Here is a 14,296-nt window from a genome sequence, read left to right on the forward strand (position 1 = left end):
TGGAGAACAGTGGATGGCCACGATTTCTCGCCGGCGCTGGCTGGCGGCCTGCGGCACCGCCGCGCTGACCGTGTCGCTCGCCTGGCTGGCCGGCTGCGGCTGGGTCGGCAACGAATACACCTTTTCGCAGAGCCAGCTGCAGTCCGCGCTCGAGCGCAAGTTTCCGTTCAGCCAGCGCTACATGCAGCTGTTCGACATTCAGCTGGCCAACCCGCAACTGGTGCTCGATCCGCAGCGCAATCGCGTCAGCATCGCGTTCGACGCCACGCTGGACAACCGGCTGTTCTTCCGCGAGGCGATGAAGGGACGCTTTGCCCTCGACAGCGCGCTGCGCTACGACCCGGCGACGAAGTCCGTGGTGCTGCAGGATCCCGAGGTCAAGCAGTTCGACGTGGCCGGGCTGCCGCAGCAGTACTCGCGTCAGCTGAACGCGCTCGGCGGCATTCTGGCCGAGCAGCTGCTGCAGGACTATCCGCTCTATACGTTCAAGCCCGACGAGCTCAGGTTCGGCGGCTCGCGTGTCGAGCCCGGTACAATCACCGTGCTGCCGGACGGCATCAACGTCAAGATCAATCGTCCGTAGCAGCGCAGAACAATCGATGCGAGGCCGGCGTTCGCCCGGCCTTCGCGGGGCGGCATGGTCGTGCCGCCCTGGGTCGTCCCCGGTATCAACGCTATTCGCTATTTACGCGTGCTCGTGTGGCTGCGCCAATGCGCCGGCCGGCGGGCGCCTTGTCCCTGAATCGCTCCAATCGTCCGCTATCGCATGGATATCGCCATCGCCCTCAAAGCCCTGATCCTCGGCATCGTCGAAGGACTGACCGAGTTTCTCCCGATCTCCAGCACCGGGCACCTGATCCTGGCCGGCGAGCTGCTGAACTTCAACGACGAGAAGGGCAAGATCTTCGAGATCGTGATCCAGTTCGGCGCGATCCTGGCCGTCTGCTGGGAATTCCGCCGGCGCATCGTCGACGTCGTCGGCGGGCTCGCGACCGAGCCGCGCGCGCAGCGTTTCGCGATCAACGTGATCATCGCGACGGTGCCGGCGATCGTGCTGGCCTTCCTGCTCGGCAAATGGATCAAGGCCTATCTGTTCAACCCGATCACGGTGGCGACGGCGTTTATCGTCGGCGGACTGGTGATCCTGCTGGCCGAATGGCGCGAGAGCCGGCGCGGGCAGGTGTCGCATCCGCAAGGCAATGCGCTGCTCGAGGCGGCCAAGGCCAGCGCGCCGCGCATCGAATCGGTCGACGACATGAACTGGCGCGACGCGCTGAAGGTCGGCATCGCGCAGTGCTTCGCGCTGGTGCCGGGCACCTCGCGCTCGGGCGCCACCATCATCGGGGGCATGCTGTTCGGACTGTCGCGCCAGGTCGCGACCGAGTTCTCGTTCTTCCTGGCGATCCCGGTGATCTTCGGCGCCAGCGTCTACGAACTGTACAAGGCGCGCGACCTGCTGTCGGCCGACGACATCGGCGTGTTCGCGATCGGCTTCGTGTTCGCCTTCCTGTCGGCCTTCCTGTGCGTGCGCTGGCTGCTGCGATTCGTCGCGACGCACGACTTCAAGCCGTTCGCCTGGTACCGCATCGTGTTTGGCGTGCTGGTGCTGGCCACCGCGCAGCTGGGCATCGTGGCCTGGCACGGTTGAACGTTTTGCCGCGTGGTTTGCTCCCCTCTCCGGCTTGCGACAGAGGGGCGGGGGGAGAGGGCATGCGGCGGTGGTCATGCCGGCATGGTTTGAAACCACCTCCCTCTCCCCAACCCTCTCCCCCATGAGGGGGAGAGGGAGAACGCATTAGGTTTGCCAAGCCCCGTAGTGCTGCATTCTTTCTCCCCTCTCCCGCTTGCGGGAGAGGGGCGGGGGAGAGGGCATGCGGCGGTGGTCATGCCAATGCCGATTGAACCACCTCGCTCTCCCCGGCCCTCTCCCCATGAGGGGAGAGGGGGAACGCAATAGGTCGCCTGAGGGTCAGGTCAGCTGTCCTTCAGCCTCCGCTCATCCCCGCTTGCGGAACACCACATCCCAGACGCCGTGTCCAAGCCGTAGCCCGCGGCGCTCGAACTTGGTCACCGGCCGGTAGTCGGGCCGCTCGGCAAAGCCGCCCGGCGTGTCCGAAGTATTCGCCAGCGTCGGCTCGCCCGACAGCACCTCGACCATCTGGTGCGCGTACTCCTCCCAGTCGGTTGCGCAGTGCAGATAGCCGCCCGGCTTCAGGCGGCTCGCCAGCAGCTTGACCAGCGGCGGCTGCACCAGCCGGCGCTTGTTGTGGCGCTTCTTGTGCCACGGATCGGGGAAGAAGATGTGCACGCCGTCCAGGCTCTCCTCGGTCAGCATGTGGGCCACCACTTCGACCGCGTCGTGCTGCAGGATCCGGATATTGCCGATGCCGCGCTCGCCGATCAGCTTGAGCAGTGCCCCCACGCCCGGCTCGTGCACCTCGCAGCCGAGGAAGTTGTCCTGCGGCCGCAGCTGCGCGATATGCGCCGTCGTCTCCCCCATGCCGAAACCGATCTCCAGGATCGATGGTGCTTCTCGCCCGAACGCCGCCTGCCAGTCCAGCGGCTGGCCGGTGTAGGGCAGCACGAAGCGCGGGCCCAGCTCGTCGATGGCGCGCTGCTGGCCGGTCGAGGTCCGCCCCGCCCGGCGCACGAAGGAGCGGATGCGGCGCGGATGGGCGACATTGGCGGCGGGGTCCTGCGCGTGGCCGCTCGGTTCGCCGGCAGTGCCGGACATCTCGTCGTCGGGGAGGGTTGGGGTGGATTCGTCGGGAAGCATGGCAACAAAAAGGCCGCCGGGCGATTCACCGAACAGGGCGAGAGCGGCGGCCAGAGGATACGTTCGTCAGGGGCGCCATTTTACCGCAGGCGTACCGGCGCAATAGCCGCGCCGCTGTTTGTCCCGGGACGATACTTTCGGTCTGCGGTGTGGCCTGTCTTTCAGCGCTGGAATGGGTGCAATGAGCTGCAACGGGCCGAAATGGGCTGCAATGAGCTGGAAATGAGCTGCAATGAGCTGCAATGAGCTAGAATGGGCCAAAACTGCCCGGACGAGGCCAATGACAGTCAGAGATGAGGTTCTTGCTGCACTTCAACAGCAAAGCCGTACGAGCGCCCCATGGCTCAGCTCTACCGAACTTAAAAGTAAAGTCCGGGCCAGCTGGACCACGGTCAAGCGTCAACTCGACGCGCTCGTCCGAGACGGCCAGGTGGTGCGCGAGGGGCGGTCACGCGCCACGCGATATCGCCTTGCCGAGGGCGGCCAGCCGGTCGCGACGGTGGCGCCGCGGCCCGCGGACCGTCTCGGACCGGCGTGGTCCGACGAAAGCCAGGCGATCCTGGCGATACTGTCGCTTCCCTTGGGCATGCGAGAGCCGGTCACCTACGATCGATCGTTCGTCGACGCCTATGTGCCCAACGTCAGCACGTTGCTGCCTCCGAGACTGGCGGCCGCGCTGGCAGAGGAAGGCCGGATGAGCGGCCAGCAGCCTGCCGGCACCTATGCGCGCAAGGTGCTGGAACCGCTGCTGATCGATCTGTCCTGGGCGTCGTCGAGGCTCGAAGGCAACCGCTATTCGCTGCTGGCCACGGAGCAGCTCTTCAAGAGCGGGATCACGGACGGCGACCTCGATGCGGTCATGCTGCTCAATCACAAAGCCGCCATCGAATTCATGGTCGATGCGGTGCCCGAGTATGGGTTGACCACGGTGCTCGTCCGAAACGTGCATGCCATCCTGATGCGCGACCTGCTGGCGGACGCCAGCGGACTCGGCGGCATTCGTCGCAAGGTGGTCAATATCACCGACACGACCTATTTGCCGGCCCAGGTGCCGAACCTGCTCGAAGAGATGCTGGGCCAGATCATCGAGAAGGCCCGAAGCATCAAGAACCCCGTCGAAGCCTCGTTCTTCCTGTGGGTCAATCTCGCCTACCTGCAGCCGTTCGAGGACGGCAACAAGCGCACCAGCCGGCTGTCCGCCAACATTCCGTTGATGCTCTACAACTGTGCGCCGCTGTCGTTCCTCGATATCGAGGTGCGCGACTACGCGTGGGCCATGATGGGCGTCTACGAACACCGCAACGTCGCCTTGGCCGCCGACCTGTTCGAATGGGCTTACCGGCGTTCGATCCGGAAATACGCCGTGATGCTGGAAGCGATGGGCGTTCCCGACCCTGTGCGGCTGCAGTTCCGCGAAGCCTTGAACGAGGCGATCGGCCGCGTGGTACGGGAGCGCCAAACCGCTGAAGAGGCGATCGCCGCCATGTCGCTGCAGCAGGACCAAAGCGAGGTCTTCCGAACCCTGCTCGATGCGGAGCTTCGCAGCCTGGACCTATATAACTGCGCGCGCTATCGCCTGACCCTGCGACAGGTCGAGCAATGGATCAGCGCAGGCAGGCCTCGGTAGCGGTGGAGGCGGGCTCCGAGGTGGCGCACCGGGCAGCGCCCCGAGCGGCGATGTTTCCCGGCTACCACCTCCACTATCCGAGTTGCCGCCATTCGTCGCGGGCGATGCGATCGCTGATCGGGGCACTGCGTTATTCGGCGAAACGGCCGGTATCGCGAGAGAACACCGACAGGCGCTCTTACAACCGGAAGGAACTGCAGGAGGGAAGGGTGGAGCGGGCGATGGGAATCGAACCCACGTCTTTGGCTTGGGAAGCCAAGGTAATAGCCATTATACGACGCCCGCGCGAGGCGGCCATTTTATGCGCGATCCGGCTGCGCGCGCAAGGCGGCTACGCGGGAAGCAGCCGGCAAACGGCTTCGGTGCGGTCGCCTGGCGCGACCCACAGCGTTTCGCCGGGCCGATGAATCGCGTCGGGCAAGGCCAGCCACGGCTCGACGCAATAGAAGTCCGAATCCTCGCGTTCGCTCCAGGTCGTCACGGCTTGCCAGGGGACCGTCCTTCCGTTGGCATCGAGATCGATCCGGATGGCGCGGCCCGTATTGCCGCCATCGCTTGACGGAATCGCCAGCTCGCACGCGCCGGCCACGGGCGCATGCAAGCGGTGGAAGGTGTCCTGCAGGCGCGGGTCGTCCAGTGCGTAGACCGCTTCGCCGGGCTCGGCCGCGGTCAGGCTGCCATCGGGGCGCTGCCGTAGCCATTCGGCCGGCGGCATCGTCAGCCGGCATTGGCCGCGCAATTCGTGAGGCACGGCGAAGTAGAAGTGGTGGCCCGCATAGAAGGGCAGCGGCTCGCGGCCGGCATTGCGCACCGCCAACGTGACTTCGAGCCCGTCTTCCAGCAGCCGGTAGCTTGCCTCGAAGCGGAACGAAAACGGATAGGCGTCGCGCGTCGCATCCGAATCGCTCAGGACCATCGTGATCGAGCGCGCCGGATCGCAGTCGGCGATCTCGAACGGCAGGTCGCGCGCGAAGCCGTGCTGCGGCATGGGACGTACCACGCCGTTGCCATCGCGCCATTTGCCGGCTTCGCCGTCGACGAAATGGCGGCCGATGAAGGGAAACAGCAGCGGATTGCCGCCACGGACCTTCGCCGGGCGCGACCAGTCGGCGTGGTCCGGCCAGTACAGGATGTCGGTGCCGCGATGGATCCAGCGCACCAGGCGGCCGCCGGCCCACGGTGCAAGCAGCAGCGCGTCGTGTTCATCGCCGATGCGGATCAGGTCCTGGTCCTGGAAGCGAAGCGTCGGATAACTGGGCATGGTGGTGACAGAGATCGGGCGGGGGCGATACCGCATGATAACGGCACTGATGGGCCCGGCACTTACGCCACGGCACGCACGGTACGCACGCATGGTACGCGCGCACGGCCTGCGCGACACGCACGATACGCATGACACCACGACACGCACGGCGCGGAACTTCGCCCCCGTCCCGATGCGCTAGGCGGTCGCCGCGCTGGTCTCGCTCAAGTACCGCCGCGCGTATTCGAAGTACCAGTCCAGCGTGTCCGGATTGGCCATCGCGTCGCGATTGGCGATCTTGTCCGGGTCATGGCCCAGCAGCAGCTTCTTGATCGGCACCTCCATCTTCTTTCCCGACAGCGTGCGCGGGATGCCCGGCACCTGCAGGATCGCGTTGGGCACGTGCCGCGACGACAGCGCCTCGCGAATGCGCGCGCGGATCGTGTCGACCAGCTTGTCGTCCAGCGCGATGCCTTCGCGCAGCACGACGAACAGCGGCATATACGAGTCGCGGCCGAGATATTCGAGGTCGACCACCATGCTGTCGAGCACCTCCGGCAGTTCCTCGACCACGCGATACAGCTCGCTGGTGCCCATGCGGATGCCGTGCCGGTTGATGGTGGCGTCCGAGCGGCCATAGATGATGGCGCCGCCGCGCGAGGTGATCTTGATCCAGTCGCCGTGGCGCCAGACGCCGGGGTAGGTATCGAAATAGCTGTCGCGGTAGCGCTTGCCGTCGGTGTCGCCCCACAGATAGAGCGGCATGGACGGCATCGGCTCGGTGCAGACCAGTTCGCCGACCTCGTCGATCCGCGGGTGGCCGGCCTCGTCGAAGGCCTCGACCTTGGCGCCGAGGCAGCGGCATTGCATCTCGCCGGCGTAGACCGGCAGCAGCGGGCAGCCGGCGACGAAGGAGCCGGCGAAGTCGGTGCCGCCGGACATCGGGGCCAGCCAGATATCGGCGCGCACGTTGCGGTAGAGCCAGTCGTAGGCCTCGGCGGGCAGCGGCGAGCCGGTCGAGCCGATGCCGCGCAGGCGGCTCAGGTCGGCCTCGCGCGACGGCACCACGCCGGCCTTGATGCCGCCGGTGAAGAACGCCGCGCCGGCACCGAACACCGTGATGCCGGCGTCTTCGACGAAGCGCCACAGCACGCCGGCATCGGGCCAGGCCGGATTGCCGTCGTAGATGGCGATGGTGCTGCCGAGCAGCAGCCCGGCCACCTGCGCATTCCACATGATCCAGCCGCTGCTGCTGTACCAGTGGAAGACATCGTCAGGGCCGAGGTCGTTATGGAACGCCATCAGCTTCAGCTGCTCGATCACGATGCCGCCGTGGCCGTGGACGATCGGCTTGGGCATGCCGGTGGTGCCCGACGAATAGACGATCCACAGCGGGTGGTCGAACGGCACGCTGTCGATCTGCAGCGGCACCTGATGAGCCAGCGCGTCCTGCCAGCGATGGCGGCGCAGCGCGCTCGCCTTGCCCGGGGCGCTTTCCGGTGCAGTTTCCAGCGTAGTTGCCCGCGCAGTTTCCAGCGCGGTGGTCGGTACCTCGTCCGGCGCCCCCAGCAGCGGCACGACGATCAGGTCCGTCAGCGATGGCAACGCATCGACCAACTGCGCGACGACCGGGGTGCGGTCATAGGTCTTGCCGCCGTAGCGGTAGCCGTCGACGGCAATCAGCACCTTCGGTTCGATCTGGCGGAAGCGGTCAATCACCGCGACCTGTCCCATGTCCGGGGCGCAGCCCGACCAGACCGCGCCGACACTGGCGGTGGCGAGGAAGGCGACGATGGTCTGGGGGATATTGGGCAGATAGCCCGCCACGCGATCGCCGCGCTCGACACCCAGTTGCCGCAGCGTATGGGCCAGCGCCGCGACCTGCGCCTCGAGCGCGTCCCAGCTCAGTTCGGCCAGCGGTTGCGCTTCGCCCGCATGACGGATCGCGGCGCGCTGGCGAGCGGCGCCTTCGCCTGCATGGCGGAACACCTGCTGCACATAGTTCAGCGTGGCCCCTTCGAACCAGCGCGCACCCGGCATTTCCCGGCGCGTCAGCACCTGCCTGGCCGGCGTGTCGAAGCGGACGTCGAAGTAGGCACGGATCGCGTCCCAGAAGGCCTCGATCTCGGTGACCGACCAGCGCCACAGGCTGTCGTAGTCGTCGAACGCGAGGCCGTGCGTTTCGCGCAGCCAGCGCATGAAGGGCGTCAGCCGCGCGCGCTCGCGTACCGCGGGCGACGGCGTCCAGACCAGCTTGCCTTCTTCCAGTGTCGTCATGTCTCCTCCTCTGCCTTGTTTTTTGCGCCCGCGCCGATGGGGCGCGGGTCGGGATGGCTCAAGGGATGGGGGCGGGCGCCGCCGGCGCCCGCGCGGCGCTCAGATGCCGCCGAGGCAAAGGTACTTCAGCTCGAGGTACTCGTCGATGCCGTAGGTCGAACCCTCGCGGCCGAGCCCCGACTGCTTGACGCCGCCGAACGGTGCCACCTCGTTCGAGATCAGGCCGGTGTTGATGCCGACCATGCCGTATTCGAGCTGCTCGGCGACGCGCCAGACGCGGCCGATATCGCGGCTGTAGAAATACGAGGCCAGCCCGAACTCGCTGGCATTGGCCAGCGCCACCGCTTCCTGCTCGTCGCGGAACTTGAACACCGCGGCCACGGGGCCGAAGGTTTCCTCGCGCGAGATCAGCATCTCGGGGGTGGCATCGGCCAGCACGGTCGGCGCGATGAAGCGGCCGGAGCCCAGGCCCTCGACCAGCTTGCCGCCGGTCAGCAGGCGCGCGCCGCGCGAGGTCGCATCGTCGATATGCTGGCGCACCTTCTGTACCGCCTGGTCATCGATCAGCGGGCCCTGCGCGACGCCGGCGTCGAAGCCGTTGCCCACGCGCAGCCCCTCGGCCTGGCGCGCCAGCTTGGCGACGAACTCGTCGTAGATCGACTCGTGCGCATAGAAGCGGTTGGTGCAGACGCAGGTCTGGCCGGCATTGCGGTACTTCGACGCGATCGCGCCCTCGACCGCGGCGTCGATGTCGGCATCGTCGAACACGATGAAGGGCGCGTGGCCGCCCAGTTCCAGCGCGATCTTCTTGACCGTCGGCGCGCATTGCTCCATCAGGATGCGGCCCACCGGGGTCGAGCCGGTAAACGACAGATGGCGGACCACCGGCGACGCGCACAGCGTCTTGCCGATCGCGATCGACTGGTCGGCGTCGCCGGTGACGATATTGATCACGCCGGCCGGGATGCCGGCGCGGTGCGCCAGTTCGGCCATCGCCAGCGCACACAGCGGCGTCTGCTCGGCCGGCTTGACGACGATGGTGCAGCCGGCGGCCAGCGCGGGCGCGCACTTGCGCGTGATCATCGCGATCGGGAAGTTCCACGGCGTGATCGACGCGCAGACGCCGATCGGCTGCTTCAGCACCACCATGCGCTTGTCGGCCCAGGTCGAGGCCGGCACGTCGCCGCTGACGCGCTTGGCTTCCTCGGCGAACCACTCGATAAAGGACGCGCCGTAGACGACCTCGCCCTTCGATTCGGCCAGCGGCTTGCCCTGTTCCGCGGTCATCAGCGCGGCAAGGTCGTCGGTGTGGGCGATCAGCAGATCGAACCAGCGGCGCATCAGGTTGGCGCGCTCCTTGGCCGTCTTCGCGCGCCAGGCCGGCCAGGCGGCCTCGGCGGCGGCGATCGCGCGCTCGGTTTCCGCGGCGCCCAGGTTGGCTACCTGCAGCAGTTCCTCGTTGTTGGCCGGGTCGATCACCGGGAAGGTCGTGCCGTTGTCGGCGCCGACCCATTCGCCGTTGACATAGGACTGGCTGCGGACCAGGGCACGGTCCTGGATTCGGTCTAGCGCATTGGCCATCGTGGTCTCCTGTAATCGGTTCTGGTTGCAGATGATAGCGGGGGATGGCGGCGGCCGCGTCCGGGCTGCCTGGAGCGCCGGACGCCCGGCTGTCTGGGACCCCCAGGCTCTCAGCCGCCGGACGGCTGCGCGAACAGCGTCTCCCACATGCCGTCGACGCGGGTCTTGATCGCCGCGTCCATCTGGATCGGACGCCCCCATTCGCGCGTGGTTTCGCCGGGCCACTTGTCGGTGGCATCGATGCCCATCTTCGAGCCGAGGCCCGACACCGGCGAGGCGAAGTCCAGGTAGTCGATCGGCGTATTGTCGACCAGCACCGTATCGCGCGTCGGATCGACCCGCGTGGTGATCGCCCAGATCACCTCCTTCCAGTCGCGCACGTCGACATCGTCGTCGACCACGACGATGAACTTCGTATACATGAACTGCCGCAGGAAGCTCCAGACGCCGAACATCACGCGCTTGGCGTGGCCGGCGTACTGCTTCTTCATGCGCACCACCGCCATCCGGTAGCTGCAGCCCTCGGGCGGCAGATAGAAATCGGTGATCTCGGGAAACTGCTTCTGCAGCAGAGGCACGAACACCTCGTTCAGCGCGACGCCGAGCACCGCGGGTTCGTCGGGCGGCTTGCCGGTGTAGGTCGAGTGATAGATCGGATCGCGCCGCATCGTGATGCGGTCGATCGTGAAGACCGGAAACCAGTCCTGCTCGTTGTAGTAGCCGGTATGGTCGCCGAACGGGCCTTCCAGCGCGTGCTGGTAGCCGGACGGATGCGTGGGGTCGGGCTGGATATGGCCCTCGAGCACGATCTCGGCCGAGGCCGGCACGCTCAGTTCGGACAGCGTCGGCGTCAGGCAGCCGGCCAGTGCGGTGCGGCTGCCGCGCAGCAGGCCGGCGAACTGGTATTCGGACAGCGTGTCGGGCACCGGCGTCACCGCGCCGAGCATCGTGGCCGGATCGGCGCCCAGTGCGACCGCGATCGGAAACGGCTTGCCCGGATTGGCCAGCGCGTGCTCGCGGAAGTCAAGGGCGCCGCCGCGGTGCGCCAGCCAGCGCATGATGACCTGGTTGCGGCCGATCACCTGCTGCCGGTAGATGCCCAGGTTCTGCCGCTTCTTGTGCGGGCCCTTGGTGACCACCAGCCCCCAGGTGATCAGCGGCGCGGCGTCGCCGGGCCAGCACTTCTGGATCGGCAGGCGCGCCAGGTCGACGTCGTTGCCTTCCCAGACGATCTCCTGGCAGGCCGGGCTCGACACCTTCTTCGGCGCCATGTCCCAGACCGACTTGACCAGCGTGAACAGCTTGCCGGCTTCGCGCAGGCCGCGCGGCGGCTCCGGTTCCTTCAGCGCCGACAGCACACGCCCGATGTCGCGCAGATCGGCCAGCGATTCCGCGCCCATGCCCAATGCGACCCTGCGTGGTGTGCCGAACAGATTGGCCAGCACCGGCATGTCGAAAATCGCCTCACCACCTGCCGTGGCGTTGCCCGCCGCCTTGTGCGTGGGCCGTTCGAACAGCACGGCGGGCCCTTCGGCACGCAGCAGGCGATCGCAGATCTCGGTCATTTCGAGGTCGGGCGACACCGGCGCCGCGATGCGCCGCAACTCGCCCTGTTGTTCGAGCTGACCGATGAAATCGCGCAAGTCTTTGTATTGCATCAGGAATTTGTGGTTTGGCGAGGGGCGCGGCAATGGCGCCGCGCTCGTCGGAGTGTCGATCTGAGTGAGCTACGGTCCATATTGGACCGCTTCGGAAGAAAAATTTTGCGGCACAGCGTACCGGCAAATTGTAAGTTTTTTTGAAAGACAGGCGGACGAGCAGGGCGGGACATCCTAGGCCAGCACTACGATTGCGGCCAGCTGAGTGATTCCTGCACCCCACGATAGCGGGGTTTTGATATAACGAAAAGGAATTGTTTTAGATTCCTTAATTCTTGACTCGATATAAAACGGTTTTTACAATCGCGTCTGCTCAAAGGTGTGCTGCGTTGCAACAACGAACTTCTCGATCCTGTCAAGGGGTGTAACGCAGATCACCACGTTGGATCAACCAGAGCGGACCGCTACAAGGGAGGTCCCTCCGATCACCGCCGGCAACGACCGGCGCGTCTTGAGTCTTCGCAGCAGGGCAGGCTACCCCAAGAGCCTCCTCTGCTAATCGCTGGGCGCTTGGGGAGCGCCCACCAACAACAGATGCCGGTCGTCCCTGCAAGGCGGTGCGGTGTCCTTACTTGACTACGTTGCCAGAGCACGGTGATGCGTGGGCGAATGCCCTGCAGGGCCGGGAGACGGCGGCGCATGGAGGTAAGCATGAGTGGTTGGAAAACCCTTCATCTTCCCGGTGTCGGGCGGGCGTTGCAGGTCCGCTTCAGGCAACCGGTTCCCGGTGTGCGGCGCGCCCTGCAGGTTCGTCTCGCGCATCCGGTGGCCGGCCGCGCACTGCGCGGCGGTCGTGCAACGTTGAAGTACGCGCTGAACAGCGCGGGTCTGATTGCGGTGGTGGCCGGCATTTCGCTGTCGGTCAGCCAGGAATGGCGCACCGCGCTGGCCGGCATGCTGGCCGGCGACGAAGCGCCTGCCATTCTGCTGGAGGCGGCGACCGCATCGGCGCCCGTCCATGCCAGCACGGCGGACGTGGCGGCGGCCAAGCTGCTGCCGGCGGTCAAGGTACCGGCGGCTGGCGCCACGGTGCCTGCCGTTGCGCCGGCCGGCCTGCCGAGCGTCTCGGGCGTTGGCGAATGGGCCAATGCAGGCCAGTCGAAGGTGCCGTCGGTCGCGCATCTGGCGGCCCGTATCCCGGCCCAGCGCGTGGCCCTGGACGCGCGCTACAGCAGCACGCTGGCCAATGCACGCGAACAGGCCGCGGTGGCCGAGTACATCGCGCGCAAGTACCGCGTGGCCGCGCAGGCGACCGCGCAACTGGTCAAGGCCGCCTATCTGACCGGCCGCGAGGTCGGCATCGATCCGCTGCTGATCCTGGGCGTGATCGCGATCGAGTCCAGCTTCAATCCGTACGCTGAGAGCGGCGTGGGCGCGCAGGGCCTGATGCAGGTCATGACCAAGGTCCACCAGGACAAGTACGAGCACGTCGGCGGCGTCGCGGCTGCACTGAATCCTTACGCCAACATCAAGATCGGTGCGCTGGTGCTGAAGGACTGCATCGCCCGCGCCGGCTCGATCGAAGGCGGCCTGAAATACTACGTCGGCGCGACGACGGCCACCGATGGCGGCTATGGCGCCAAGGTGCTGGCCGAGCGCGCGAAGCTGCGTCAGGTGCTGGGCATCCGCGGCAATGCACCGGCGGCGACGCCGGACGCGACCGAGTCGCTGCCGGGCCTGTCGTCGACCAAGACGCAGGCCGAACATACGCCCGAGCCGCAGGACGGCATCGAGCTGGAGGCGGCGCAGGCGCCCCGCAAGGCCTGATTGCCGGATTGCGGCGCGGCTTTGTCCGCGTCCGCGCAGGGCTCAAAGAAAAGCGGCGCAGCCTGATCGGCTGCGCCGCTTTCGTTTTGGCGGGCCGCGATGGCCGCCGCGATTGCGCTATCTCTATTTCCCGAACAGCTTGCCGAGCCGCCGCATTGCTTCCTCGATATGCGCCATCGACGTGGCGTACGAGATGCGAATGTACTCGCGCGCGGTATGCGGACCGAAGTCCAGACCGGGCACCAGCACCACGCCGGCATCGTGCAGCATCGCCTGCGTCAGCCGGTCCGAATCGCCGGCGGCCGGGTGCTGGACGCCGCGGCAGTCCGCATAGACATAGAACGCGCCATCGGGCCTGACCGGCACGCCAAAGCCCAGCGCCTCGAGCGCGGGCACGATGGCGTCGCGGCGGCGCTGGAATTCGGCCTTGCGCTCGTCGTAGATCGCCAGTGCCTCGGGCGTGAAGCAGGCCAGCGCGGCGTGCTGGGCTACCGCCGACGCGCAGATGAACAGGTTCTGCGCGACCTTCTCGAAGTCCGCCACCAGCGCGTCCGGTACCACCAGCCAGCCCAGCCGCCAGCCCGTCATGTTGAAGTACTTGGAGAAGCTGTTCACCGTGACGACATTGTCGTCGAGCGACAGCGCCGACACCGGCGCGCCGTCGTACGACAGCCCCTGGTAGATCTCGTCGACGATCGCGAAGCCGCGGCGCTGCCGCACCTCGGCGAGGATGCGCGCCAGCTCGTCGGGCAGGATCGAGGTGCCGGTCGGGTTCGACGGCGAGGCCAGCAGCACGCCGCGGGTCGATTCGCCCCAGTGTTCGCGCACCTGATCGGCGGTCAGCTGGAAGCGCGCCTCCGGGCCGCTGGGAACCATCCTGGCGACGCCGTCGAATGCCGCGACGAAGTGACGGTTGCAGGGATAGCTCGGGTCCGGCATCAGCACCTCGGCGCCGATCTCGACCAGCACCGCGCAGGCGAGCAGCAGCGCGCCCGAGGCGCCGGCCGTGACGATGACCCGCCGGGCCGGGATATCGATCCCATAGGCGCTCTTGTAATAGCCGGCGATCGCCTCGCGCAGCGCATGGATGCCGAGCGCGCCGGTGTATTGCGTCACGCCGCGACGCATTGCCGCTTCCGCCGCCCGAACCACCGGCTCGGCCGCGGTGAAGTCGGGCTCGCCGATGCCCATGTGGATGATGTGGCGGCCGGCTCGTTCGAGCTCGGCGGCCTGCTTGGCCAGCTCCATCACGTGGAAGGCGCGGATATTGGCGAGGCGGGAGGCGGTGGCGAGGCGCTGTGGGTCCATGGCGGGAAACGGTGGAAACGGTGGAGTCGGTGGAGTGGGCGGGAAAAGCGGTGCGAGGG

At 66.9% G+C, this 14,296-nt stretch carries 10 protein-coding genes and 1 tRNA gene; 4 read left to right on the plus strand and 7 right to left on the minus strand.

The window, feature by feature from the left end:
- Positions 1-13 precede the first annotated feature (13 nt).
- The gene (locus tag FOB47_RS13070) at positions 14-583 is read left to right on the plus strand and encodes a DUF1439 domain-containing protein (protein WP_053821198.1); all 570 of its coding nucleotides are present in this window, start codon (positions 14-16) and stop codon (positions 581-583) included.
- Positions 584-766: 183 nt separating this feature from the next.
- Positions 767-1,648: an undecaprenyl-diphosphate phosphatase gene (locus FOB47_RS13075; RefSeq protein WP_006576557.1), complete on the plus strand. Its 882-nt coding sequence runs from the start codon at positions 767-769 to the stop codon at positions 1,646-1,648.
- Positions 1,649-1,996: 348 nt separating this feature from the next.
- Here the strand turns inward: FOB47_RS13075 and trmB are convergent, their stop codons facing one another.
- The gene (gene trmB / locus FOB47_RS13080) at positions 1,997-2,776 is read right to left on the minus strand and encodes a tRNA (guanosine(46)-N7)-methyltransferase TrmB (RefSeq protein WP_053821199.1); all 780 of its coding nucleotides are present in this window, start codon (positions 2,774-2,776) and stop codon (positions 1,997-1,999) included.
- 280 nt (positions 2,777-3,056) lie between these two features.
- Here trmB and FOB47_RS13085 point away from each other — a divergent pair, with 280 nt between their 5' ends.
- Positions 3,057-4,403, plus strand: coding sequence for a Fic family protein (locus FOB47_RS13085; RefSeq protein WP_174781271.1), 1,347 nt, complete (start codon positions 3,057-3,059; stop codon positions 4,401-4,403).
- A 210-nt stretch (positions 4,404-4,613) separates the two neighbouring features.
- Here the strand turns inward: FOB47_RS13085 and FOB47_RS13090 are convergent.
- From FOB47_RS13090 to ubiD, 5 genes are all read right to left on the minus strand, one after another.
- Positions 4,614-4,688: transfer RNA gene (locus FOB47_RS13090), tRNA-Gly, on the minus strand.
- Between the two features lie 46 nt (positions 4,689-4,734).
- Positions 4,735-5,664 (minus strand): aldose epimerase family protein, encoded by a 930-nt coding sequence (locus tag FOB47_RS13095; protein WP_174781272.1) that lies wholly within the window; start codon positions 5,662-5,664, stop codon positions 4,735-4,737.
- 180 nt (positions 5,665-5,844) lie between these two features.
- Positions 5,845-7,923 (minus strand): acetoacetate--CoA ligase, encoded by a 2,079-nt coding sequence (locus FOB47_RS13100; RefSeq protein ID WP_174781273.1) that lies wholly within the window; start codon positions 7,921-7,923, stop codon positions 5,845-5,847.
- A 99-nt stretch (positions 7,924-8,022) separates the two neighbouring features.
- Positions 8,023-9,504: an NAD-dependent succinate-semialdehyde dehydrogenase gene (locus FOB47_RS13105; protein WP_174781274.1), complete on the minus strand. Its 1,482-nt coding sequence runs from the start codon at positions 9,502-9,504 to the stop codon at positions 8,023-8,025.
- A 110-nt stretch (positions 9,505-9,614) separates the two neighbouring features.
- Positions 9,615-11,162 carry a 4-hydroxy-3-polyprenylbenzoate decarboxylase gene (ubiD, locus tag FOB47_RS13110; RefSeq protein WP_174781275.1) on the minus strand — a complete coding sequence of 516 codons (1,548 nt, stop codon included), beginning with the start codon at positions 11,160-11,162 and terminating at the stop codon, positions 9,615-9,617.
- A gap of 651 nt (positions 11,163-11,813) precedes the next feature.
- On the opposite strand from ubiD, the gene FOB47_RS13115 reads away from it, so the two are divergent.
- Positions 11,814-12,929, plus strand: a complete 1,116-nt coding sequence (locus tag FOB47_RS13115; protein ID WP_174781276.1) for a lytic transglycosylase domain-containing protein — start codon at positions 11,814-11,816, stop codon at positions 12,927-12,929.
- A 123-nt stretch (positions 12,930-13,052) separates the two neighbouring features.
- Here FOB47_RS13115 and FOB47_RS13120 read toward each other — a convergent pair whose 3' ends face one another.
- Complete coding sequence (locus FOB47_RS13120; protein WP_174781277.1) at positions 13,053-14,237, minus strand: pyridoxal phosphate-dependent aminotransferase; 1,185 nt, start codon at positions 14,235-14,237, stop codon at positions 13,053-13,055.
- Positions 14,238-14,296: the final 59 nt, after the last annotated feature.

The sequence above is a fragment of the Cupriavidus gilardii genome, assembly GCF_013347325.1.
Classification (GTDB): Bacteria; Pseudomonadota; Gammaproteobacteria; order Burkholderiales; family Burkholderiaceae; genus Cupriavidus; species Cupriavidus gilardii.

What these genes read in the sequence shown, in the direction of transcription:
- ubiD (WP_174781275.1), bottom strand. Translation starts at nt 11,162, where the DNA reads ATGCAATACAAAGACTTGCGCGATTTCATCGGTCAGCTCGAACAACAG.
- FOB47_RS13085 (WP_174781271.1), top strand. Translation starts at nt 3,057, where the DNA reads ATGACAGTCAGAGATGAGGTTCTTGCTGCACTTCAACAGCAAAGCCGT.
- FOB47_RS13095 (WP_174781272.1), bottom strand. Translation starts at nt 5,664, where the DNA reads ATGCCCAGTTATCCGACGCTTCGCTTCCAGGACCAGGACCTGATCCGC.
- FOB47_RS13115 (WP_174781276.1), top strand. Translation starts at nt 11,814, where the DNA reads ATGAGTGGTTGGAAAACCCTTCATCTTCCCGGTGTCGGGCGGGCGTTG.
- FOB47_RS13120 (WP_174781277.1), bottom strand. Translation starts at nt 14,237, where the DNA reads ATGGACCCACAGCGCCTCGCCACCGCCTCCCGCCTCGCCAATATCCGC.
- trmB (WP_053821199.1), bottom strand. Translation starts at nt 2,776, where the DNA reads ATGCTTCCCGACGAATCCACCCCAACCCTCCCCGACGACGAGATGTCC.
- FOB47_RS13075 (WP_006576557.1), top strand. Translation starts at nt 767, where the DNA reads ATGGATATCGCCATCGCCCTCAAAGCCCTGATCCTCGGCATCGTCGAA.
- FOB47_RS13100 (WP_174781273.1), bottom strand. Translation starts at nt 7,923, where the DNA reads ATGACGACACTGGAAGAAGGCAAGCTGGTCTGGACGCCGTCGCCCGCG.
- FOB47_RS13070 (WP_053821198.1), top strand. Translation starts at nt 14, where the DNA reads ATGGCCACGATTTCTCGCCGGCGCTGGCTGGCGGCCTGCGGCACCGCC.
- FOB47_RS13105 (WP_174781274.1), bottom strand. Translation starts at nt 9,504, where the DNA reads ATGGCCAATGCGCTAGACCGAATCCAGGACCGTGCCCTGGTCCGCAGC.